Raw genomic sequence first — 23,316 nt, forward strand, 5'->3', positions numbered from 1 at the left:
TCACCATTGTCGGCCTAATCCGCGGTCTTTCATGCAGCAGGGGCTCTCAATGTTTTTATGTCCTGCTCATATCGTCTGGTACTGATCAGCCGAGATCTCATTCCACTCAACAGGGCATGTATAAGATTGACCATTTGAATAATTGACCGAAATGCTGGACGGAAGCGCGGGAGCAATACCAGCTGCAGTCCATACCCATGAGCCATTACTGGTTGAACGGGGAACGTACACCTTAAGTACACCGCTCACTTCGTACGGCTCCGCGAGCGTGATCCAGTTGTTGTTCACGCTAACGCCGGTAATCTGTCCGGTAATGGGGACTTCGGATTCCTCCGTCGCCGTATCAAATGCCGTCTGCGACTTTTCGTCCCAATCAACATACGCCGAGGTCTCGGTGCCATCCGACAGCTTTACCTTAACGCTCGAAGATTGGATCTGGCCGTAGTAATCGGCACCGACATATTTTTCCAGAATCGGGTTGGCGTCGATCGACTCGACCGTAATGCCACTTTCGTTGCTCGTCTCTGTGACATCAGGGGCGTTTACTGCCGCCGGATCTACCACTGCCGGGTCCGCCGTAACAGCTTCGACAACCACGCGCTGCTTGACCGTCTGCGTGGTGCCGCCGACGGTACCCTCAAACTCATACGAGCCGGCAGGCAGCTGCGCCAAGGTTGCCGGAGCATCGGCGCCGTTCAGCTTCCAGATGACGTTTTCCTGCTTGGTGGTACCGCTCTCGTAGGTTGCCGTTACAGTTTGGGGCAGCGTGGCGTCGGATCCCTCGGCAACATGTAGCTCGTTCAGGCTGGCAAAAGAGGCGATCTTGTCTTCACTCTGGTCTTGCGAGGTTGCCTGACCGGTGTCCGCAGACGTGGCAGCCGCACCCGTCGCATCGCTTTGCTCGGCAACGACTTGGGTAGTATCACCCTGCATCATCTCGGCGAACGCCTGCGGCGGCACCGAGCCGACCGTCATCGTCAGAGCCAAACCCGCGGTAATGGCCGCGTTGACATGCCTTCTGTTCATGTTTCCTCCCGACACGCTCAACGGACCAAACAGCACTGGTCCGATTGGCAAGTTAAGTTGAGCGTATCCTTCGCCGATGGAGGTTTGCAATATGCTACAGGTTAAGCGGCATAAATGGCTTCGTAAACGGGCACCCCAGGGCAGCTAATTTGAGTTGCGGTGATATACGGACTGTTTGAGGCCTCTGGCTTGTAAAACAGTCCGTATTTCACCGCAACTGATGAGGGGATGGGTTAGCGGAGCAGACCGGCTACTTCGCCGGCTAGGGTGATGGTGCCGGCAGCTACGAAAGGCTCGTCTGCGGCATCGAAGGCCGCGAGGGCCTCGGACACGCTGGGGTACACGCCAACAAGCTTGTCAGCGTCCACAAGTGCGGCGAGCTCCTCCGCCGGCAGGGCGCGATCGGAATCGGTCTGGGTCACGACCACGCGCGGGAAAGCCGGGATCAGCACGTCGACGATGCCCGCCACGTCCTTGTCGGCCAGCGCGGCGCACAGCAGCGTGGGGCGATTCTCCACGCACGGATCAATCTCGTCCAGCGCGCTCACAAAGTTCTCGCAGCTCTGGGGGTTATGACAGGCGTCAATCAGCTTAAGCGGATCGGTCCCCAGCACGTCAAAACGACCCGGTGTGGGGCAACCCATAAGCGATGCATCCAGCGCATCGTGGTCGAGCTCGCGACCCAGATACCCCTCGCAAAGCATAATCGCGCACGCGGCATTCTGCGGCTGATAGGCCGGCTTGACCATGCTCGACGTATAGATCGCACGTGGCGTGGTGCAGCTAAACTCAACCGTGTCGCCCACATGCACCGGCACCTTAGTCGTGGCATGCCTCACCACGAGCGGCACAATGCCGCACTCTCGACAACGGGCATCCATCACGCGCTGAACGCTCGCCTCATGCGTGCCCTCGCCCAGCACAACCAGGCGTCCGGGCTTAATGACCGCAGCCTTCTCCCCCGCAATGGCCTCGAGCGTATCGCCCAAAATACGTGTGTGATCGAGCCCAATGCCTGTAATGGCCACGGCGACAGGATCGGTCGCACTCGTAGCATCCCAGCGTCCGCCCATGCCGACCTCAAGCACGGCCACGTCCACGCAAGCCTCGGCAAACACCACCAGTGCAGCAGCCGTCAGCAGGTCAAACGGCGTGATGGTATAGGCGCGCTCCCCCGCCGCCACACGACGGGCATTCACTCGATGCCCCGCCTCAACAGCGGCCGAAACGCCACGGGCAAACGCCTCATCGCTCACAACGCGCCCGTCAACCTCCATGCGCTCGGGATAGCGCACCAGCTGAGGCGACGTATACAGCGCGGTCTTGAGCCCCTCTCCGCGAAGAATAGCAGCCGAAAAACGCGTGGTCGAAGTCTTGCCATTAGTACCGGCAACCTGAATGCAATCGAAATACTCGTCCGGACGCCCCAGCTCATCGAGCATATCGACAACCGTCTCAAGCAGAGGACCAGCATCCCCAGAAATCCGCCCCGTATCAGCAGCAAGCCCCACAGCCTCACCAAACGAAAGCAACTCAAACGAGAAAGGAACGACATACGACCCAGAACGCTTAGCCATAACTCAAAGTCCCCCATAACAGAAAAAGAGGCCCACCAAAAAGAATGAGCCCCTCGCGTTCAAAAAATCAGCCAAACACCGCTTTGCAGCGACCTCAAGGCCACAACCCAGTGGCCCTAACATTCCGGGCGCAGACAACCACGTAAACGAACTAGGAGCGGCCCGACGCTTTGCTCGATACAAGTTCCGCACGCAAAGGACAGCACTTAATGTGCTGTCCGTCTTGCGCAGGACTGTCCGCAGTAGCGAGCAAAGCGTCGGGACGCGCCCCTCAGTAAGAACTACGAGAAGTCTGCAACCTGAGCAGTCAGCGCCGCCAAGATCTCCTTGAGCTCAGCTGCACGGTCCCTCTTCTTCTGGACCACCGCGGGCGCGGCCTTGGCCACAAAGCCCTCGTTGGCCAGCGTCTTCTCGCAGCCGGCAAGCTCCTTCTGCGCAGCGGCGATCTCCTTCTCCAGGCGTGCCTTCTCGGCCGAAAGGTCGACCTTGCCCTCGAGCACCACAAAGACCTCAACGCCGCTGTCGACCACGGCGATGCTCGCGGCCGGCTTCTCAACATCGGTACCCATGACCAGAGAAGCGGTGTTGGCCAGCGGCTCAATGGTCGAACGCAGGCTCTCGAGCTTCTCGATATCCTCGGCACCGGCGCGCACGACCACGTCGAGTTCGGCCTTGGGGCTCAAGCGATAACGCGAACGCGTGGCACGGGCGGCGGAAACGACGGCGCGGCACAGCTCAAACGCGCGCTCGGCGTCCTCGTCAACATACTTAGCGTAGTCGGCGGGCTCGGGCCACTTGGCAATCATGAGCGCCTCGGCGCGGTCAACGTTACCCTCGGCATCCAGGTCGAGCACGCTCGCCGGCATGTTGTCCCAGATCTCCTCGGTGACAAACGGCATGAGCGGGTGCATCAGGCGAATGGAGGTATCGAGCACAAAGATCAGGTTGCGCTGAGCCTGCAGACGGCCCTCGCCCTTCAGGCGGGCCTTGGTGACCTCGACGTACCAGTCGCAGACCTCGTTCCAGAAGAACTGCTGCACGCCGCGAGCCATGTCGCCAAAGGTGTAGTTCTCAATACCCTCGGTGACCATCTTGACGGCCTTGGCCAGGCGGCTGAACATCCAAGCGTCGGCCGGCGTCTCAACGACGGGCTCGCCGGGCGTGTAGCCCTCCATGTTCATGAGCAGGAAGCGGCTGGCGTTCCAGATCTTGGTGACAAAGCTCTTGGCCTGGTCGGTACGCGGGCTGTCGATAAGCTTCTTGGTCTTCTTGTCGATGTTCGCGTCGAACTTGACGTCCTGATTGTTGGTGCACAGCGTGAGCAAGTTGAAGCGCATGGCGTCGGCGCCGTACATGCCAATGAGGTCCATGGGGTCAACGCCGTTGCCCTTGGACTTGGACATGCGGCTGCCGTCCTTGGCCAGAATCGTCGGGTAGATGACGACGTCCTTAAACGGCACCTCGTCCAGGAAGTACAGCGAGCTCATGACCATGCGGGCGACCCACAGCGCGATGATGTCGCGCGCGGTGACGAGCGCCGTCGTGGGGTGATGGCCCTCGAGCAGCTCCGGCTTTTGCGGCCAGCCCTGCGTGGCGAAGGTCCACAGCTGCGAGCTGAACCAGGTGTCCAGCACGTTCTCGTCCTGATGCACGTGATGGCCGCCGCACTTGGGGCACACGTCGGTGTCCACGGTAAGAGCGTCCTCCCAGCCGCAATCCTCGCAGTAGAACACGGGGATGCGGTGGCCCCACCACAGCTGGCGGCTGATGCACCAGTCCTTGAGGTTCTCCATCCAGGTGGTGTAGGTCTGCGTCCAGCGCGCGGGGTGGAAGGTGACCTTGCCGGAGTTGACGGCGTCGAGCGCCGGCCCCTTGAGCTTGTCAACGGCCACGAACCACTGCTCGGACAGCCACGGCTCAAGCGCGGCGTCGCAGCGGTAGCAGTGCATGACGGAGTGATCGAGGTCCTCGACGTGATCGAGCAGGTCGTGCTCCTCGAACCACTTGATGACGGCCTCGCGGCACTCGTCGCGGTTCATGCCGGTGAACTCGCCATAGCCCTCGACGACCACCGCGTGCTCGTCGAAAATGTTGATCTGCGGCAGGTCGTGGGCCTGACCCATGGCGTAGTCGTTGGGGTCGTGGGCCGGGGTGACCTTGACGAAGCCGGAGCCAAAGTTGGCGTCGACATGCCAATCCTCAAAGATGGGGATCTCGCGGTTGACGATGGGGAGCTTGACGGTCTTACCCACAAAGGCGGCCTTCTCGGGGTCCTTCGGGGAGACGGCGACGCCCGTGTCGCCGAGCATGGTCTCGGGGCGCGTGGTGGCGACGACGATGTAGTCCTGGCCGTTGACCGGCTCGGTCAGCGGGTAGCGCAGGTGCCACAGGTGGCCTTTCTCATCCTTATACTCGGCCTCGTCGTCCGAGATGGCGGTGGTGCAGTTGGGGCACCAGTTGACGATACGCTTGCCGCGGTAGATCAGGCCGTCGTGGTACCAGTCGCAGAAGACCTTGCGCACAGCCTGCGCGTAATCCTCGTCCATGGTAAAGCGCTCGTTATCGAAGTCGACGGAGCAGCCCATGCGCTTAATCTGCTCGACGATGATGCCGCCGTACTCGTGGGTCCAATCCCAGCAAGCGTCGACAAACTTATCGCGACCGATCTCCAGGCGGCTGATGCCCTCGCTCTTGAGCTTCTTATCGACCTTGGTCTGCGTGGCGATACCGGCGTGATCGGTGCCGAGCACCCAACGCGTGGACTTGCCGCGCATGCGGGCCATACGGACGATGGCGTCCTGAATAGAGTCGTCGGTGGCGTGACCCATGTGGAGCTTACCAGTAACGTTGGGAGGCGGAATGGTGACGGTGCAGTCGCCCACGCCCTCGCGGCGCTTGTAGTAGCCGCCGTCGAGCCACTTCTGCAGGATCGCCGGCTCGTTGGTCGACGGATCGTAATTCTTGGGCATCTCTTCCATATATCTCTCCCGTCCCGCCGGGGAGGAATGTAGGCCCGATTTTCGCTCGGTCAGGTCCTGGGCTCGCTCGAAGACCACATTAAGTGTTCTTCGGCTCGTGCGGAATCTACGAAAATCGGGCCTACATTCCTCCCCTTAGGTATCGATTACTTCAGTCTGATACGACTTCGCTGATGCTTAAACAAACACACAGAATAACACAGGTAGTTGGGGTTATTGCGTATATATAAAATAGCCTCCGACCGCGGATGGTCGGAGGCTATCGACAAAACGTTTTGACAGGTTTTAGCCGTAGATGCGTTGGGGCTGCTCTTCGCCCTTTACGGCGGCTTCGGTCACGACGACCTTGGAAACGCCATCCTCGCTGGGGAGGTCGAACATCGTCTGCTGCAGCACGTCCTCGCAGATGGAGCGCAGGCCGCGGGCGCCGGTCTTGCGGGCGAGCGCCATGCGGGCGATCTCGTGCAGGGCGGCATCCTCAAACTCAAGCTCAACGTCCTCGAGCTGGAACATCTTACGGTATTGACGCACCACGGCGTTCTTGGGCTCGGTCAGGATCGACACCAGGTCATCCTCGTCGAGCGCCTGCGTCTGGGTGACGACGGGCGTACGTCCCACAAACTCGGGAATCATGCCAAAGGCATTGAGGTCCTGCGGAAGCACCTGGCGCAGCAGGTCGTTCTCGTCGACCGAGGTGGGGCCGGCGATCTCGGAGTTAAAGCCCACACCCTTGTTGCCCACGCGATCGGCGATGATCTTGTCCAGACCCACAAAGGCACCGCCGCAGATGAACAGGATGTTGGTCGTGTCAATCTGCAGCAGCTCCTGCTGGGGATGCTTGCGGCCGCCGGTGGGCGGAACGCTTGCCACCGTGCCCTCAAGAATCTTAAGCAGCGCCTGCTGAACACCCTCGCCCGAAACATCGCGAGTGATGGAGAGGTTCTCGGCCTTGCGGGCAATCTTGTCGATCTCATCGACATAGATGATGCCCACCTGCGCGCGCTCAATGTCGCCATCGGCAGCATTGATGAGCTTGAGCAGGATGTTCTCCACGTCCTCGCCCACATAACCGGCCTCGGTGAGCGCGGTGGCATCGGCGATGGCAAACGGCACCTCGAGGATGCGCGCAAGCGTCTGGGCGAGCAGGGTCTTGCCGGTACCGGTGGGACCGAGCAGCAAAATGTTGGACTTGGCGAGCTCCACCTCGTCCATATCGTCATCGAACTGCGAGCCCATGTCGTCATCAAAGGCAGACACCGCAGCGCCGCCCTCAATCACGCGGCGATAGTGGTTATACACGGCCACCGACATGGCGCGCTTGGCGTCCTCCTGACCCATAACATAGGCCGAAAGCTCGTCATAGATCTCGTGCGGCGTCGGCACGTGCGTGATGACCTGGCGGTCGTCCTCGAGCTCAAAGCCCTCGGTCTCGGGGTCCACGGCGGGCTGCCCAGCAGCCTGGCCGTGGTCGTTGAGGAAGCCTGGCAGCTTGCCGTTGCGGGCAGCGTCCATAAAGTCCGAAGCCAGCGACTCCTCCAGAATCTCGGAGCAAGCGGCGACGCACTCGTCACAGATAAAGATGTTGGTCGGGCCCTTTACGAGGCGACGGACCTGGCCCTGCTCTTTTCCGCAGAAGGAGCAGCGGATAGGGTTGCCGTTCTCGTCAAAGTTGTCCTGCATGTTTCCTGCCATCCTAGGCATCCTTCGCGGCGAGATCGCGCGAGGTGACGATACGGTCAATCAAGCCGTAGTCGAGGGCCTCGGCAGCGGTCAGGTAGTTGTCGCGCTCGGTATCGGCCTGGACCTTCTCGATGGGCTGGCCCGAGGCGTCGGACAGGATCTGGTTGAGCTCGCGACGGGTCTTCTTGATCTCCTCGGCAACGATCTCAATCTCGGTCTGCTGACCCTGGGCACCGCCGCTGGGCTGGTGAATCATGACCTTGGAGTGCGGCAGGCAGAAGCGCTTGCCCTTGGCGCCGGCCGAAAGCAGCACAGCGGCCATAGACGCGGCCATACCGACGCAAATGGTGGAGACCTGCGGCTTAATGAAGTTCATGGTGTCAAGAATCGCCAGGCCGGAGTAGACCTCGCCACCGGGCGAATTGATGTAGAGCGAGATATCCTTCTCGGCATCCTGGCTCTCAAGATGCAGCAGCTGGGCAACGACCAGGTTGGCGCTGACGGAGTTGATCTCCTCGCCCAAGAAGATGATGCGGTCGTTGAGCAGGCGCGAATAGATATCGTAGCTGCGCTCGCCGCGCGGCGTCTGCTCGATAACGTATGGCACGAGGGCGGAATCGAACTTAGCGATCATACGCATCTCCATTTCTCTCTTGCGGACCAATAGTGGTTCTAGATAAACGTACGGTGCCCGCATGCTATGCATTGGCTGGCACCGTACGAAGCAACCGGATAACCGGTGTATAACTTTACCCCATCACGGGCGCACGCATGCGCTCGCGGGCAAGGTGGCGAGAATTACTCGGCGTCCTTGGCGGTCTCGTCGACCTCGGTCACCTTGGCGTTCTCGACCAGGTGGTCAACGGCCTTGGAGCGACGGATGGACTCGCGGACGGCAGGCATGCGGCCATCGGCGATGAACTCGGCCTTGGAAGCCTCGACGTCCTTGACGCCGGCCTTCTCGAACTCGGCGTTGACGTCGTCCTCGGTGACCTCAATCTTGAGCTCACGGGCGAGGGCGTCGAGAGCCAGGGACTCACGGGCAACGTCGTTGGCCTGCTTGTGCAGGTCGCCGATGAACTGCTCCATGGTTAGGCCGGAAGCGGGCAGCCAGGTGTCCAGCGTCATGCCGCGGGCAGCGAGGTTGGACAGGAAGTTCTGGCCAAGCTCCTCAAAGACGGACTGCTCGTAGTCAGCATCCATCTCGTCGAGCTGCAGGCGCTCGGCGAGAGCGGAGACGCAACGGTTCTCCTTCTCGGCCGGCAGGCGGGAAGCCTTGTCCTGCTCGATCTCGATCTTGATGGCGTCGCGCATGGCGTCGATGCTGTCAAAGCCAAAGTCGGACTTGACGAGCTCATCGGTGAGCTCGGGGGTGTTGCGGACCTTGATGCCCTTGACGGTGACCTCGACGGTGTGGGTCTCGGCCTCCTCGCCCTCCTCGACCTCGTCGGTCCAGGTGACGGTCTTGACGTCGTCAACGTTAGCGCCGATCAGGGCCTCGTTGAACTCCTTGGGGTTGCTGTCGCTACCGGCGATGAGCATGCGGCCCTCGGCGGCGAAGTTGTCGGCGTTCTCAACGGCCTTGAGATCGACGGTGACGTAGTCCTCGGCCTCGACGGCGCGACCCTCGACGTCCTCGAAGGTGGCACGGTAGTTGAGGAGCATCTCGACCTGGTTGTTAATCTCGGACTCGGTGACCCCCGCAGGAGGCATCTCGATCTCGACGGCGTCGAAGGAGGAGAGCTCAGCAGCAGGACGCAGGGAGAACTCGACAGTGTAGGTGTAGTCCTCGTGATCCTTGGCGAGGTCGAGCTCCTTGTAGTCACCGTTCTTGGTGGGGACGATGTCCAGCTCGTTGAGGACGGCGGGCTCGTTGGCGGCGATCAGGTCGTTGGTGGCCTGAGCGAGGGTAGCCTCGGCACCAAGAGCGGAGTCGATGACCGGACGGGGGGCCTTGCCGGCACGGAAGCCCGGGAAGCGGTACTTCTTGGCGGTGTCCTTGTAAGCCTTCTTGATCGCGGCGTCGACGTCGGCGGCCGGGATGGTGACCGTAGCGGTGAGCTTGGCGTCCTTGACGTCAGAAGCGGTGATGTTCAACACGTTCCTCCTCATACTGCCCAGCTTATCTGAGGTGCTGGTACCTTTATGCAACAAAGAGTCGCGACGGCCGAAGCCGACGCAGATGCGTTGGTGCGGGCGAAAGGACTCGAACCTTCACGGGAATCCCACCAGAACCTAAATCTGGCGCGTCTACCAATTCCGCCACGCCCGCATGAGCGCACAGACTAGGAATGATAGCAGATACGAACGGCAAGCGCACGCACACCTTTTACAAGCTCACGACCTCACCACGAGTGCAAAAGGCGGGACGAGTTGCCCCGCCCCGCCAATTACGACTTGTTCGCCGACCCGCTACTCCCCCAGCAGGGCCTTCTCGGGCGTGATGGGCAGTGAGCGAACCTGATGGCCGGTGGCGTGCGCCACGGCCGAGGCTACTGCGGCGAGCGGCGTGTTGATGACGACCTCGCCGATCGACTTGGCGCCAAACGGGCCCGTCGGCTCGTAGCTCGGCTCAAAGGCCACGCGAATGCTGCCGATATCCAGGCGCGTGGGCAGCTTGTAGCTCATAAAGTTGCCGGTGCGCAGGCGGCCGCGGTCATCGTGCTCGACAATCTCGTAGAGCGCGTGGCCGATACCCTGGGCAATGCCGCCCTCGGCCTGGACGCGCGCGAGCGCCTCGTTGATAACGGTGCCGCAGTCCACAGCCGCCACGTAGTCCACCACGGTCACCTTGCCGGTGGCCTTGTCGACCTCGACCTCGGCAATGCCGGCCATAAACGGCGGGGGCGAAACGGGCAAGCAGGCAGAGGCATGCGAGGTGAGCGCGTCGCCGCCCGCGATGTTCTTTACGCACAGGTTGGCAAAGTCGCGCAGCGTGAGGTAGCGGTTCTGCTCGCGCGCGGCACGTTCGTCGGACAGGCGCACGTACTGGCCATCGAAGACCACGTCGGCGGCGTCCACGTCCCACATCTGGGCGGCCTTGGCGCAGATCTTCTCGCGCAGCTCGGTCGCGGCGTTCTTGGCTGCCAGGCCCGTCACGTACGTGCCCGAGCTCGCGTACGAGCCGGCGTCGAACGGCGACACGTCGGTGTCCACGCCGCGCACCACGATCAGCGAACTCTCCACGCCCAGCTCCTCGGCGGCAATCTGCGCCAGGATCGTGTCGACGCCCATGCCGTTATCGGTGGCGCCGGTGCCGATGGTAATGAAGCCATCTTCCTCCAGGCGCATGTCGATGCCGGCGATATCCACGTTGGAAATGCCCGAGCCCTGCATGGTGAGCGCGCAGCCCAGGGCGCGCACGCGGTCGCCCAGGTCGACGGCCAGCGGCTTGTCGCGCCAACCGATCATGTCCATCGCGCGCAGCAGGCAGCGGTCGAGTGCGCAGGCGTTGAGCTTCTCGTTGTAGTACTGCGACATGATCTCGCCCTCGCGCACGATGTTCTTAAGGCGCAAGTCGGCGGGATCCATGTGCAGCATGTCGGCGAGCTCGTTGACGGCGCTCTCCACGGCAAACTGGCCCTGGGTAGCACCGTAGCCGCGATACGCGCCGCCGCGGTTGGTATTGGTATAGACGGCGTCCCATCTAAAGCGGCTCGCCTTCACATGGTTGTAGATGGGCAGGCTCTTGTGGCCCGAGAGGCCGATCGTCGTGGTGGCATGCTCGCCATAGGCGCCGGCGTTGGACAGCGTATGTAGGTCGATGGCCGTGATGGTGCCGTCGTTCATGGCGCCCAACTTGACGGTCATCTGCATCTGATGTCGCGAGTTGCCCGCGGTGATGGTCTCCTCGCGGGTGTAGCAGCAGTAGCTCGGACGACCAGTCTGCTGGGTCACGAACGCCACGAAGATCTCGCAGCAGCCCGTCTGCTTGGAGCCAAAGCCGCCGCCGATGCGCGGCTTAATGACCTGCACCTGCGACTGCGGGATATCGAGCGACTGCGCGACCATGCGGCGCACGTGGAAGGGCACCTGCGTGGAGGTGGTCACCGAGATACGCCCAAACGCGTCGGTCGTCGCGAAGGCGCGGAAGGTTTCCATGGGCGCGGTTTGCGTGGCCTGGCTGGTGTAGGTGCGGGTGAACACGATGTCGCTCTGGGCGAACGCCTTGTCAAGGTTGCCAAAATCGCTGGTACCGCTGCACACCAGGTTGCGGGACACGTCGCCGCCCTGCGGGAACATAAAGGTCACGTCGCCCTCGGGGTGGACCACGATGTCGTTATCGAGTGCCTGGGTAAAGTCGAGCAGCGGCTCGAGCACCTCATAGTCAACCTTGATGAGCTTGAGCGCCTTGTCGGCAGCCTCCTCAGTCTCGGCGGCGACGATCGCCACCTCCTCGTTTTGGTAACGGACGAGGTTCTCGAGAATCAAGCGGTCGTAAGGACTCGGCTGCGGATAGCTCTGGCCGGCGATGGTAAAGCGGCGCTTGGGCACGTCCTCATAGGTGTAGACGCCCACGACGCCGGGCACCTTCAGGGCGCGCGACGTATCGATGGAGCGGATCTTGGCGCGGGCATACGGGCTGCGCTTGAGCTTAACGATGAGCGCGCCGGCGGGCACCATGTCGCCCGTGTAGACAGGACGGCCCTCGAGCAAGGCCTTCGAATCCTTCTTGGGCTGCTTGTGGGTGATCTGCTTGTAGGAGACACCGTCACAGCTGGTGTCGTTGACCGGCAGCTCGGGCATCTCAAAGCCAACCTGCACGCCGGACTCGTTGAGGAAGCGCACGATAGCGCGCAGCTGGCTCTCGTAGCCGCTGCAGCGGCAGAGATTGCCGGCGAGCTGGCGCGAGAGCTCCTCGCGCGTGGCAACGAGGCTCGGGTCCTCCTTGGCGGCGCGGGCAAGCGCCAGCACGTTCATGATGAGGCCGGGGGCGCAAAAACCGCACTGCTCAGCGCCTTCGGCAGCCATCGCACGGGCGAGCGCCTCGGACTCGGCCTTGAGGCCCTCGAGCGTGGTGACGGTGTGGCCCTCGACACGCGCGGCGGGAACCGAGCAGCTCAGCACCGGGTCGCCGTCGAGCCACACCGTGCACAGGCCACAGTTGGTGGTCTCGCAGGCGCAGCGCACCGACGCGCAGCCCTGCTCACGCAGCAGCGCAAAGAGCATGGTGTCGGGGGCAATCTGAACCTTGACCTTACGGCCGTTGAGCGTAAAGGAAAGATCGATGAGTTTGGCAGCCATTAGCGCACCTCGCTAGAATCGACGCCGGGCACGCGGCGGCAGGAATACTCGTCCGTGGCAAACTTAGGAATCTGCACGCCCTCGAACTCGCGGGCAAGCGCGGCCGAAAGCTCGATGCCGGCGGCGCGGCGCACGGCCTGAATCGCTAGCGGAGCCGAGATGCGGCGGCGGTAGTCGGCCGAGCCCCACATGTTGGCGCCGTAGCTCAGGGCACGCACGGATGCGGCCAAGGCGCGCAGCTCGTCCTCGGAAGGCTGCTCGTTCACCAGACCGCACGCCTCGCCCTGCAGCAGGGTCGCGCGCAGCGGGCGAGCACCCACGGTGACGTGCCAGGTGTTGTCCCACCAGGCGGCGGTGACGTTGAGCGAGGGGAAGTCGGTCGCAGCCTTGCGCACGGCCTCGTAGCTCGCACGGTAGTCGTGTTTAACGACCACGATGTGCTCGATCACGTCGCGCACGTAACCCATGTCGACGAACTCGGCGAGCGGCACGCGGCCGGCGCCCGTCAGCTCAACATAGGAATCGAGCGCCAAAAAGGCCGAGAGCACGTCCGAGAAGCCAAAGCGACCGTAGATGCTGCCGCCCACCGTGGCGGTGTTACGCAGCTGCACGCCCACGATATCGTGAACGGCGAACTCAAAGACATGGTTGACGAGCACGTTGAGCTCGGCATGGCGCTCGAGCTGGCGCAGGGTGCACATGGCACCGATGCGAAACTCGGTCTCGGTCTCCTCGATCTGATCGAGCCCGCAGGCCGAAAGGTCAATCGCCGTCGCCACGCGACGCGAACCCAGGCGCATCCAAATGCCACCGCCCACAATCTTGTTGTTGCGGTTCTTCTGCAAGAGCTCATAGGCTTCGGCCGCGTTTCCAACACGGACGTAGGTACCGAACTTGAGCACGTTCTCCCCCATCTCTCCACTTGTCCAGTACTTTTAAGTGTACCAAACGAGGGGCCGCACACCGTTTTAGGACAAAATCCACCCACCCATCCATAACTTGCGGTGATATACGGACTGATTAGCCGTTCTGGGACGCTTAACAGTCCGTATATCACCGCAAGTTATGAGGAGTCCTCCGGGATAGAAAAGGCTCCCAGCCGGAATGGCTGGGAGCCTCATCACATGCTATATCGAGCGAAGATTTAGCAGACGCCCTGGGCGAGCATGGCGTCGGCGACCTTCAGGAAGCCAGCGATGTTGGCGCCCATGACAAAGTTGCCCTCCTGGCCATACTCCTTGGCGGTGTCGTCCACGTTGTGGAACATGCCACGCATGAGCTGCTCGAGCTTGCCGTCGACCTCCTCGAAGGTCCAGGACAGGTGCTCAGCGTTCTGGCTCATCTCAAGGCCGGACACGAGCACGCCACCGGCGTTAGCAGCCTTACCGGGCATAAAGGCGACGCCGTTCTCCTGGAAGTAGGTCGTGGCCTCGATGGTCGTGGGCATGTTCGCGCCCTCGCCGACCACCTTGCAGCCGTTGGCGACGAGCGCCTGGGCGTCCTCGAGCAGCAGCGTGTTCTCGCGAGCGCAGGGCAGCGCGATGTCGCAGGGCAGCTGCCACACGCCGCGGCCGTCGCCCTCGTGCCACACGGCGTTGGGCTTCTCGTCAACGTACATAGCGAGCGTGACACCCTTGTCGTGGCCGGAGCGCTTCTTGTTGTAGACATGCTCGAGCACGGTGTAGTCGATGCCGTCGGGATCCTCGACCCAGCCATGGGTGTCGGAGCAGGCCAGCACCTTGCCGCCGAGCTGGGAGACCTTCTGGACCGCGTAGATGGCGACGTTACCGGAGCCGTGAACGACGACGTTCTTGCCCTCGAAGGAGTCGCCGCGGCTCTTGAGGTACTCGTCCACAAAGTAGGCCAGACCGTAACCGGTGGCCTCGGTACGGGCGAGCGAGCCGCCAAAGGAGAGGCCCTTGCCGGTAAGGACGCCGGTCCACTCGTTGGTCAGGCGCTTGTACTGACCGAACAGGTAGGCAACCTCGCGGCCGCCAACGCCCAGGTCGCCGGCGGGAACGTCGGTGTTGGGGCCAATGTGGCGATAGAGCTCGGTCATGAAGGACTGGCAGAAGTGCATGATCTCGTTGTTGGACTTGCCCTTGGGGTCAAAGTCGGAGCCGCCCTTGCCGCCGCCCATGGGAAGGGTGGTCAGGCTGTTCTTGAGGATTTGCTCCAGGCCCAGGAACTTGAGCATACCCAGAGTGACCGTCGGGTTAAAGCGCAGGCCGCCCTTGTAGGGTCCAATGGCAGAGTTGAACTCGACGCGGTAACCGCGGTTGACCTGAACCTTGCCCTGGTCGTCGACCCAGGGGACACGGAACATGACGATCCGCTCGGGCTCGACGAGGCGCTCAAGCAGGGCGGCCTCCTCGTACTCGGGATGGGCGTCGAGCGCCGGCTGGATGGTGCCGAGAATCTCGGTCGCGGCCTGGATGAACTCAGGCTGCTCGGGATAGCGGGCCTTGAGCTCTTCGAGAACTTTCTGCGTGTAGCTCATGCTTCCTCCAATTGATGGAAAAGAAAAGTGTCGTTCGAGGCGCCCCATGCGCCGCGAGCTTTATCGAGTATGGATAATATCGCACTGTTGCAGCGAAGTTTCGCATAAGCCGACGAGCAGATGTTTCGTTTTGATTACGATGCAGGTAGAAGCGTTTTTGAGTGCCCAACGCGCAAATCGCGTGTTTCGAAGCTGTTTCGTCCACATGTTCCAAACCACCACATTGGGCACCTTTGTGGTGGTGTTGGTGGTTAGAGGACGAGCTGATGGTAGTCGGCAGGGGTTATGCGGCCCTCGGTGGCGGCGCGGAAGGCGGCGAGCGCATCGCCCGAGAACGGCATGGCCCAGCACAGGCCGCAACCTGCGGTAATGGAGCCGGGCAAAGGCATAATGCGCCCGGGCACGCCGGCATCCAGGCAAAGCTGCTCGCACTCCATCACATCGAAGGTGCTGTCGAACGAAACGATAATCTTGCGCTCGTGGTCGAGGGCATCACCGGACGGGCCTTCGCGATGTGCCTCGCGATACGCCGCGGCGTCCGCTTCCTCTTCCGCAGTATGTCCACAGCCACCGCAGCCGCAGGTACAGGGCTCGGAACCATCGCAAGTGCAAGGCTCTCCCGTGTCGGGACAAATATCGTGAGACATGGCAACTCCAATCGTCTAGGCGAGTAACTCGGCCGCCGCAAACTCCTCGGGCGTATTGACGTTTTCGAAGCAGAGCGTCGAGCCCGCGGCCTTAACGATCTGCGGTTCATCTATATAACCAGCCTGAACGCGATTGATCAGGCAGCGAATGCGTTGGCGGTCGCAGGAGAGCAGCTCTTGGGCAACTGGCGCACATGCGTCACGGCGCCAGACGGCGCAAAGCGGCTCAATGCCACGCTCCTCGCGCGGCACGCACACGTCGAGCGCCTCAGCCTCAACACGATCGGCGAGCGCGCCGATGAGTTCCGGCGAGACAAACGGCATATCGCAAGCGACGATCGCCACGAACGGCAATCGCGCCGCGGCCAACGAGCTCGCGATGCCGCGCATGGCACCGGCGGGACCGTCGACGTCCATCACCACGCGGGGGCGCAGGCCATCAAACATAAGCTCCTCAAGGTAGGCAAGCTCGCAGGGGCGCGACGTCGTCACGACCAGCTCGCCGGCAACTGGCGCCAGCCGACCCAGCACGCGCTCGATGAGCGGCTCACCGCAAAACGCCATGCGCGCCTTATCGCAGCCCATGCGCGACGACATCCCGCCCGCTTGAACGACACAAGAAAGATCGGCCCGTCTTACGGTAGTCATACGGCAAACCACCCCCATCGGTATGCTCAAAACTCGACGCACGAAGCCAAATACCGTCGCCGATAAAGCGGGCGGCACGGCAAACCCATGCAAAAACAAAACAGCGCCTTTGCGGCACGCAGCAAGACCGCGAGCACAAAAGCGCTGGTAGCGTATGGCGGGAACGTATGTGAATCGAACACATCCAAGACGTTTTGCACGCCTCGCAACGGTTTTGAGGACCGCGGAGCCCACCGGAGCCCATCCGTTCCCAAGTGCGGCGGTATTTTACCAAACCGAGCGGGCCCCATCCCAAATAGACAAGCAAGAAGTTGCGGTGGAATAGTTCTTACTTAGGCTGCAAGACCCCAAAAACAGGAACTATTTCACCGCAACTGAGGAGGCGGGAGCGGGTAACCGGCCTAGCGCAGGGAGCGCAGGCCGCCGGCATCCTTGTCGAGCACCGTAAAGCGCACGGCATCCAGGTGCTCCAAGATGCTGATGGCGCGTTTGCGCGACACGCCCAGGGCCTCGCGCAGCACGCTCGTGGTGGCAGCGCCGCCGGCCGCCTCAATGGCGGCGGCGACGAGCTCACGCGCATGGGCCTCGGCAGCAGCGGACAGGGCAACGTCGCGCTCGACCTTAACGATTGCGCGGTTGAGGGAAAGCTCGCGCAGGGCACGCGTCATGGTGTCGCGGCCGAGCTGCAGCTGTTCGCCCACCTCGGGAAGCGCCGGTGCATCCAAGCCGGCCTCGTCAAGCAGCGCGACGATGCGCTCGCAAGCCTCTCGCACCACGCGTGCCGCCGCGGCGGCCGAATGCGGATCGAATACCTCGGCGCCCTCGGCGGCGCACACGCCACGCGAGCAGCCCTCGGCAATCAGAGCCGCGGCAACGGCTTCATCAGCGGCAGGCCACGCAGCATGGGCAACGGCACCGGGCGTAAAGCCCGTCTCCTTGGGAGCCGCCGCATGCATGGCTGACAGGGTCGCCGCCAGTGCATTCATCGCGGCGTCGAGCACGGAAGCATCTGCATACAGCGAGCCATCCGAGCCAGCAAGCGCGCGAGCAGCGCCCTTCGCCACCAACACGCGCAGTGCAGTATCGACCTCGCCGACGCCAAGATCCAAAGCCGCGGCAACATCAACCGCCGTAACCGGCAACGTCTGCAGCACCAGCCAAGCGCCCACACCGCCCGCGATATCGCCGGACTCGATCGCCGCATACAGCGCACGCTCTCCTTCGGCAAGCTCGCGCGAGCGACGGCAGCGCGAAAGCAGCACGCGCCCGCCGCCAATGAGCATCACGGGCGAATAGGACAGCACCACGACATGGTCCCCGGCACGTAGCGGCAGCGAGTTTTCCAAGCGCACCTGAACATTACGGGTCTCGCCCACCGCCATGGGGGCCTCGCCCTCCATAAGCATGATGCGGCCGACAACCTCGGCCGTACCCGCCATCACATGCACGCGCGCGCCCGACTCGAGCACACGCGGTTTAGCGCCCTCGCGGCCCAGGTAGGTAAACGTCATCATAAAGCGCAGCGTCTGGCCAAAACGGCCCTCCACGCCGAGCATCTCGCCGCGATCGAGCGCGGCGACAGCATCGCCCACCAAGTTGAGCGCCACACGCTGACCGGGCAACGCCTGCTGCGTGTCGCCATGCACCTGGATCCCGCGTACGCGGCAGACCGTGCGCGACGGCAGCGCGACGAGCTCATCGCCCACCGCAACCGGCGCATCGTGCAGCGTTCCCGTCACGACGGTGCCGGCGCCCTTGATCGTAAAGCAGCGGTCAATCGGCAGGCGCGGCGCGGCATCGCTCCGCTCGGCACGCTCGCGACAGGTATCCCAGCAGACACCCACCTGCTCGTCGAGCACCGCAAGCAGCCCGTCAATCCCCTCGCCCGTCTTAGACGACACGGGCACAATTGGCGCGCCCGCAAACACAGTACCCGACAAAAAGTCATCGACATCGAGCTCGGCAAGCTCGGTCATCTCGGCATCGGCCAGGTCACACATCGTCAGCGCCACCACCATATGCGTGACGCCCAGCAGCTCCAGCACATGCACGTGCTCGCGGGTCTGCGGCATCACGCCCTCGACGGCTGAGACCACCAGCACGGCAACGTCGATGCCCGTGGCACCCTGCACCATGGCGCGCAAGTAATGCGCATGGCCCGGCACGTCGACAAGGCCGACGATCTTGCCACTCGGCAGCGCCAGCTCGCCAAAGCCCAACTCCACCGTCATGCCGCGGCGACGCTCGACCTCAAGGCGATCAGGATTCTTGCCGGTCAGCGCCTCGATCAGTGCCGACTTACCGTGGTCAACGTGGCCCGCCGTGCCAACGATAACGGGACACTCCACCAGCGCCTGAACCTCACTCATCGAGCAATCGCCTTCTCAACGCATGCGGCAAGCGTCGACGCCGCCGTCTCGATATCGCGGTCGCCCACGAGCGTACGGACGTCAAACAAAATGCGATCGTGCGAGGCGCGCGTGACGACCGGCGTGTCGAAATCTTGGACGAGTGAGCGCTTGAGTGCGTCAACGGAAAGACGCTCATCGACAAGACGCACGGCAACGCACATGGTGGGCAGCTCGACGGTAGGCAGCGAACCGCCGCCGGGAGTCGACGACTCCTCGACGATCTCCACCTGAACGGCGCACAGGCAACCGGCCTTGTCGAGACCGGCGACCATACGATCGCGCAGCTTGCGGGCACGTCGCTCCAAATGGGTCTGCGGAAGCGTAAGCATGCTGAGCACCGGAATATCGCGATGGGCAACATCGGCGCCATCCATGTAGATACGCAGCGTGGCCTCGAGCGCCGACAGGGCCAGTTTGCCCGGGCGCAGGGCGCGCATAAGCGGATGTGACCCACAGGCCTGAACCAGGTCACGACGGCCCATGATAATGCCCGCCTGTGCTGCACCGAGAAGTTTATCGCCCGAGCACGACACCAAATCGAGCCCTGCCGAAACCGAAGCCGGCGTGGTTTCTTCGCCTCCGCGCACCAAGATGTCGTCGGGCAACAGCGCGCCCGACCCCTGATCTTCATAGAACAGCAGGCCGTGCTTATGGGCCAGTGCGGCGAGCTCCCGAGAGCCCACTTCCTCGTGAAAACCCTCGATGCGATAATTGGAAGGATGAACCTTGAGGATCATGGCCGTATCGGGCGTAATAGCTTGCTCATAATCTGCCAGGTGCGTGCGGTTGGTGGCGCCGACCTCGACGAGCTTGGCGCCCGAGGCCGCCATGACATCGGGGATGCGGAAGCTGCCGCCAATCTCGACAAGCTCGCCGCGGCTGACGATAACCTCTTTGCCCGCGGCATGGGTGGCAAGCACCAGCAGCACCGCGGCGGCATTGTTGTTGACCACGAGCGCGTCCTCGGCACCGGTGAGTGAGCGGATCAGCTGCGCGGCGTGCTCCTTGCGCGAACCGCGCGAACAGGTGTCCACGCTGTACTCGAGCGTGCTGTAGCCGCGCGCGACCTCGGCCACGGCCTTGGCGGCCGACTCCGCGAGCGGGGCGCGACCCAAGTTGGTATGGATGACCACACCCGTGGCATTAACCGCTGGGCGCAGGCTCGGCAGCGCGGAGCGGTGCGCACGCCACTCGATAGCCGAAGCCAGGTCACGCTTGGAACGCGGGGCGGCGCCGGCGCGAATGGCGGCGCGCTCCTCGTCAAGCTCGGCCGTGACGGCGGCATGGACCACCGCGTCGCAGGTCTCCCCTGCCGCCTTCACCACCGGCCACTCGGTGAGCAGCTCGTTGACGGAAGGAATGGCACGCAGACGGGCGCGCACCTCATCGGACATGTTCTGGCTATCGCTCATGTGCGGCCTTTCAAAACCAAAGGTGAATCAATCGTTCGAACGTCAAACTATCAGCCAATTCGATCGGCTGAGTCAATCAATCGTTATTATCCACGTGCTCCGTGATCTTTTCCACGCGAACGGCGTTTTCCTGGGTGAGCGCGGCACCTGTCAACGGATCCCAACGCAACGGCGTATGGTCGAGCGGGCCCACGCCCAAGGCTTGAGCGCCACCGACATCGGCGCCAAGCGAACGCCCGCCGGGGGCGGCCGACGTGAAGATGCACGCCGGATGCAGATAGGGCGTCGTCTCCACGCGCACGCGGTCGCGGCCCATATCGCTCACGAGCTCGACGATCTCGCCGTCGGCGATGCCCATGTGCGCAGCAGCATCGGCATTCATCTGCACGGCATCCAGGTCCGATCCAGCCTCGGCGGCACCTTGAGCCGCAAGCCTGCGCGAGGTGTGCGACTCAAAGGGACGGTTGCCACTAATGAGGCGAAACATCCCCGGGCCGGGCTCCACAATGGGCGCAATCCAGTTGGGCACACGACCCATGCCGACTCGTTCCCATACGTCGCTTGCCAGCGCAATTTTGCCGCCGGCAAGCGGAATCACCGGCTCACCCGTGCGCGACGGCAGCGCCACGCCCGTATCGGCCCAGCCGCGCTCCTTGAGCTCGTCCAGATCGATCCCAAAAGGCGCCACCTGGGCAGCCGTCAGATCGTCAGACGTAAACTGGAAATACTCGCCCACGCCACACGCCTGCGCCAGACCGGCAAAAATCTCCCGACCGGGACGTGTGCCGTCATGCTGCACGGGCAGCACGGCGTTGCGGTAGAACACGCGCGAATCGTTGACGCCCACGACCGTGCCCACACCGCGGTCGGCCTCCAGATACGTCACGTCGGGCAGCACGAAGTCAGAAGCACGCGCCGTCTCGGACCAACGAATATCAATCGTCACAAGCAAGTCGAGCTGCTGCAAAATACCCAACCAAGCCTGTGCATTGCCATAGCCCGCACCGGGGTTACTGGCATAGACGATGAGCCCACGCAAATCGCCGGCAAGAATCGACTGACCGATGGTCGTGCACAGTCCGCGCACCGGATCGACCAGTGGATAGCGCTCGGACCCCAGCTTGGGCTCGCGCGGCACCGGCGGCGTCGCAAAGCGAGTGGGATCGAGGTCGCCCAGTGAAAGCGGTGTGGGCGGATTGAGCGCGCCACCCGCATGTCCAATACAGCCCAGCAGCACATCGACCAAGCAGATAGCGCGTGCGGTCTGGGTGCTATTGGCATACGCGATGCCGATGCCACCATGAAAACCCGCATCCACCACAGCGGCAGGCGCGGCGGCAGCGAGATCGCGCGCCGTGGCGACAATCTCTGCGGCCGGCACGTCGCACATCGATTCGGCCCACTCGGGTGTCCAAGCACTGGCCGCCTGCGCCAGCTCGTCAAAGCTTGTGGCGTAGCGGTCCACGAACTCGTGATCGTACAGGTCTTCGGCTACCAGCACATGTGCGATACCCAGCAGCAACGCCAGATCGCATCCAGGACGTACGCGCAGCCAGCGGTCGGCAAGCGCAGCCGAGCCACTGCGCCGGGGGTCAACCACGATAATCTTAGCCCCACGTCGACGGGCATCGTTGAGCGCATCAACGGCCCCCATCGTCGACGAATCGACAATGGAGCGCCCCAGATACATGATGCAATCGGTATGCGCCAGGTCGGAGGCGGGGCTGTAGCCCAGACTGTGCTCCCAGCCGGTAAGTCTGCTTACCTCGCAGGCACCGTCGGCACCGTATACGTTGGGCGAGCCCAGCGCATGCATAAAACGATACGCCCAGTAACGGTCGAACGAGGGCACGCCGAGCGTCATGCCCAGCGCGCGCGGACCATGCCCGTCAACAATCCCCAAAAGGCACTCGGCAATCTGAGCAAACGCCTCGTCCCACGAAATCGCATCAAACCCCGAGCCATCAGCTCGTCGGCACATGGGGTGCACAATGCGGTCGCGCTCGTCAAACGGCATTGCCAGGCGATGCCGTCCGCGGGCACACAGGGCACGCGCCGCGCACGGATGCCCTGGCACCGGCAACTCGGCCGCCACGCGACCGTCCTCAACTCGTGCCGCAAAGGCGCAATCGGCATAGCATCCCCCGCATGTGGTCACCACGGCGCGACCGTCACGCTTCACAGCAGATGCCATCTCGATTACCCCTTTCACAAGCCAAACACAACAGGCCAAAAGCCCGGCAACGAGCCCCCAGACCCAAAAAGCCTCCCGCACGGCAACGCCCCGCGGGAGGCCCAACGTCAAACAGACGGTACCTTACGCCTCGGACTTCTTAGCGTAGATAAACCAGTAGCCGAGCGCGACCAGAACCGCGCCGCCCACGATGTTGCCCAGCGTGGCGGCGGACAGGTTAAACGCAATGCCCGCGGCGTTGAGTGCATCGGCGCCGGCGACGTCGGCACCGTAGCCGCATGCATGCATCACGGCACCCATGGGCAAAAAGTACATGTTGGCAACGCAGTGCTCAAAACCGCAGGCCACAAAGGCGGCGATGGGCAGCAGAATGCCCACAACCTTATCGACCACGGTCTTGCCGGCGGTACCAATCCACACGGCAAGGCACACAAAGATGTTGCACAGGATGCCGCGGAAGAAGATCGTCACCCAGTCGATTGTCACCTTGCCGGCGGCGACGCTCACCATGGAATTGGCGACCGCCTCGCCGTTGAGCTTGTAAATGCCGGCCATGTACACCAAAAAGACGATGAACAGGGCACCGACAAAGTTACCGACCCATACGACGACCCAAGCCTTGAGCATCTGGACCAAGGTGATCTTTTTGCTCTTGAGCGCGCAGACCATAAGCGAATTACCGGTAAACAGCTCGGCACCGCACACCAGCACCAGCACCAGGCCCAGGCAAAAGCACAGGCCGCCCACGACGCGCTGGGCACCCCAGCCCAGCGTGCCGTCGCTCAAAAACACCGTAAAGAACAGGCCGCCGAAGGCGATGAACGCGCCGGCGAACATTGCCAACAGAAAGGCCTTAGCGACCGGCAGGTTAGCCTTGGTCACGCCGGCGGCCTCGGTCTTGGCCTCGATCGCGGCGGGCGCCAGGCAATCGGGAGTGGGATACTCCACCTTGGAATCTGCCATGTCAATCACTTCTTTCCTAACAAAATGGAACAAGTG

General features: G+C 62.7%; 15 protein-coding genes and 2 tRNA genes. All 17 read right to left on the reverse strand.

The window, feature by feature from the left end; all coding sequences use genetic code 11:
• Positions 1-66: 66 nt before the first annotated feature.
• Positions 67-1,026 (reverse strand): Ig-like domain-containing protein, encoded by a 960-nt coding sequence (locus ABHR75_RS06035; RefSeq protein ID WP_346963877.1) that lies wholly within the window; start codon positions 1,024-1,026, stop codon positions 67-69.
• A gap of 233 nt (positions 1,027-1,259) precedes the next feature.
• Positions 1,260-2,603, reverse strand: a complete 1,344-nt coding sequence (locus ABHR75_RS06040; RefSeq protein WP_195232014.1) for a bifunctional folylpolyglutamate synthase/dihydrofolate synthase — start codon at positions 2,601-2,603, stop codon at positions 1,260-1,262.
• A gap of 281 nt (positions 2,604-2,884) precedes the next feature.
• Entirely contained in the window at positions 2,885-5,581 is a 2,697-nt protein-coding gene (locus tag ABHR75_RS06045; protein ID WP_346963878.1) for a valine--tRNA ligase, read from the reverse strand.
• Between the two features lie 285 nt (positions 5,582-5,866).
• Positions 5,867-7,273 (reverse strand): ATP-dependent Clp protease ATP-binding subunit ClpX, encoded by a 1,407-nt coding sequence (gene clpX, locus ABHR75_RS06050; protein ID WP_346963879.1) that lies wholly within the window; start codon positions 7,271-7,273, stop codon positions 5,867-5,869.
• A gap of 1 nt (position 7,274) precedes the next feature.
• Positions 7,275-7,895, reverse strand: a complete 621-nt coding sequence (locus ABHR75_RS06055) for an ATP-dependent Clp protease proteolytic subunit (protein WP_022095182.1) — start codon at positions 7,893-7,895, stop codon at positions 7,275-7,277.
• 164 nt (positions 7,896-8,059) lie between these two features.
• The gene (gene tig / locus ABHR75_RS06060; protein ID WP_346963880.1) at positions 8,060-9,361 is read right to left on the reverse strand and encodes a trigger factor; all 1,302 of its coding nucleotides are present in this window, start codon (positions 9,359-9,361) and stop codon (positions 8,060-8,062) included.
• An 88-nt stretch (positions 9,362-9,449) separates the two neighbouring features.
• A tRNA-Leu gene (locus ABHR75_RS06065) sits at positions 9,450-9,533 on the reverse strand.
• Positions 9,534-9,673: 140 nt separating this feature from the next.
• The gene (locus ABHR75_RS06070; RefSeq protein ID WP_346963881.1) at positions 9,674-12,505 is read right to left on the reverse strand and encodes a molybdopterin-dependent oxidoreductase; all 2,832 of its coding nucleotides are present in this window, start codon (positions 12,503-12,505) and stop codon (positions 9,674-9,676) included.
• Positions 12,505-13,407, reverse strand: a complete 903-nt coding sequence (locus ABHR75_RS06075) for an FAD binding domain-containing protein (RefSeq protein ID WP_346963882.1) — start codon at positions 13,405-13,407, stop codon at positions 12,505-12,507. The genes ABHR75_RS06070 and ABHR75_RS06075 overlap by 1 nt, the downstream gene beginning before the upstream one ends.
• A 242-nt stretch (positions 13,408-13,649) precedes the next feature.
• On the reverse strand, positions 13,650-15,005 hold the full coding sequence (gene gdhA, locus ABHR75_RS06080; protein WP_022095186.1) for an NADP-specific glutamate dehydrogenase: 1,356 nt from the start codon (positions 15,003-15,005) through the stop codon (positions 13,650-13,652).
• 251 nt (positions 15,006-15,256) lie between these two features.
• On the reverse strand, positions 15,257-15,652 hold the full coding sequence (locus ABHR75_RS06085; protein ID WP_195568244.1) for a putative Se/S carrier protein: 396 nt from the start codon (positions 15,650-15,652) through the stop codon (positions 15,257-15,259).
• 15 nt (positions 15,653-15,667) lie between these two features.
• Positions 15,668-16,318 (reverse strand): molybdenum cofactor guanylyltransferase, encoded by a 651-nt coding sequence (mobA, locus tag ABHR75_RS06090; RefSeq protein WP_346963883.1) that lies wholly within the window; start codon positions 16,316-16,318, stop codon positions 15,668-15,670.
• Positions 16,319-16,455: 137 nt separating this feature from the next.
• Positions 16,456-16,552, reverse strand: a tRNA-Sec gene (locus ABHR75_RS06095).
• A gap of 149 nt (positions 16,553-16,701) precedes the next feature.
• Positions 16,702-18,669: a selenocysteine-specific translation elongation factor gene (gene selB, locus ABHR75_RS06100; protein WP_195625143.1), complete on the reverse strand. Its 1,968-nt coding sequence runs from the start codon at positions 18,667-18,669 to the stop codon at positions 16,702-16,704.
• Positions 18,666-20,123 carry an L-seryl-tRNA(Sec) selenium transferase gene (gene selA, locus ABHR75_RS06105; RefSeq protein WP_229089680.1) on the reverse strand — a complete coding sequence of 486 codons (1,458 nt, stop codon included), beginning with the start codon at positions 20,121-20,123 and terminating at the stop codon, positions 18,666-18,668. The genes selB and selA overlap by 4 nt, the downstream gene beginning before the upstream one ends.
• A 76-nt stretch (positions 20,124-20,199) precedes the next feature.
• Positions 20,200-22,317, reverse strand: a complete 2,118-nt coding sequence (locus ABHR75_RS06110) for a molybdopterin-containing oxidoreductase family protein (RefSeq protein WP_346963884.1) — start codon at positions 22,315-22,317, stop codon at positions 20,200-20,202.
• 123 nt (positions 22,318-22,440) lie between these two features.
• A complete protein-coding gene (locus ABHR75_RS06115; RefSeq protein ID WP_346963885.1) occupies positions 22,441-23,280 on the reverse strand; it encodes a formate/nitrite transporter family protein in 840 nt (279 codons plus the stop codon).
• Between the last annotated feature and the right edge of the window lie 36 nt (positions 23,281-23,316).

Origin of the sequence: Collinsella aerofaciens (assembly GCF_039752955.1) — a bacterium.
Classification (GTDB): Bacteria; Actinomycetota; Coriobacteriia; order Coriobacteriales; family Coriobacteriaceae; genus Collinsella; species Collinsella aerofaciens_BI.

Coding starts and splice junctions, on each gene's coding strand:
- mobA (WP_346963883.1), bottom strand. CDS start 16,318: ATGGGGGTGGTTTGCCGTATGACTACCGTAAGACGGGCCGATCTTTCT.
- ABHR75_RS06115 (WP_346963885.1), bottom strand. CDS start 23,280: ATGGCAGATTCCAAGGTGGAGTATCCCACTCCCGATTGCCTGGCGCCC.
- ABHR75_RS06035 (WP_346963877.1), bottom strand. CDS start 1,026: ATGAACAGAAGGCATGTCAACGCGGCCATTACCGCGGGTTTGGCTCTG.
- ABHR75_RS06110 (WP_346963884.1), bottom strand. CDS start 22,317: ATGGCATCTGCTGTGAAGCGTGACGGTCGCGCCGTGGTGACCACATGC.
- selA (WP_229089680.1), bottom strand. CDS start 20,123: ATGAGCGATAGCCAGAACATGTCCGATGAGGTGCGCGCCCGTCTGCGT.
- clpX (WP_346963879.1), bottom strand. CDS start 7,273: ATGGCAGGAAACATGCAGGACAACTTTGACGAGAACGGCAACCCTATC.
- gdhA (WP_022095186.1), bottom strand. CDS start 15,005: ATGAGCTACACGCAGAAAGTTCTCGAAGAGCTCAAGGCCCGCTATCCC.
- ABHR75_RS06070 (WP_346963881.1), bottom strand. CDS start 12,505: ATGGCTGCCAAACTCATCGATCTTTCCTTTACGCTCAACGGCCGTAAG.
- ABHR75_RS06045 (WP_346963878.1), bottom strand. CDS start 5,581: ATGGAAGAGATGCCCAAGAATTACGATCCGTCGACCAACGAGCCGGCG.
- ABHR75_RS06055 (WP_022095182.1), bottom strand. CDS start 7,895: ATGATCGCTAAGTTCGATTCCGCCCTCGTGCCATACGTTATCGAGCAG.
- selB (WP_195625143.1), bottom strand. CDS start 18,669: ATGAGTGAGGTTCAGGCGCTGGTGGAGTGTCCCGTTATCGTTGGCACG.
- ABHR75_RS06040 (WP_195232014.1), bottom strand. CDS start 2,603: ATGGCTAAGCGTTCTGGGTCGTATGTCGTTCCTTTCTCGTTTGAGTTG.
- ABHR75_RS06085 (WP_195568244.1), bottom strand. CDS start 15,652: ATGTCTCACGATATTTGTCCCGACACGGGAGAGCCTTGCACTTGCGAT.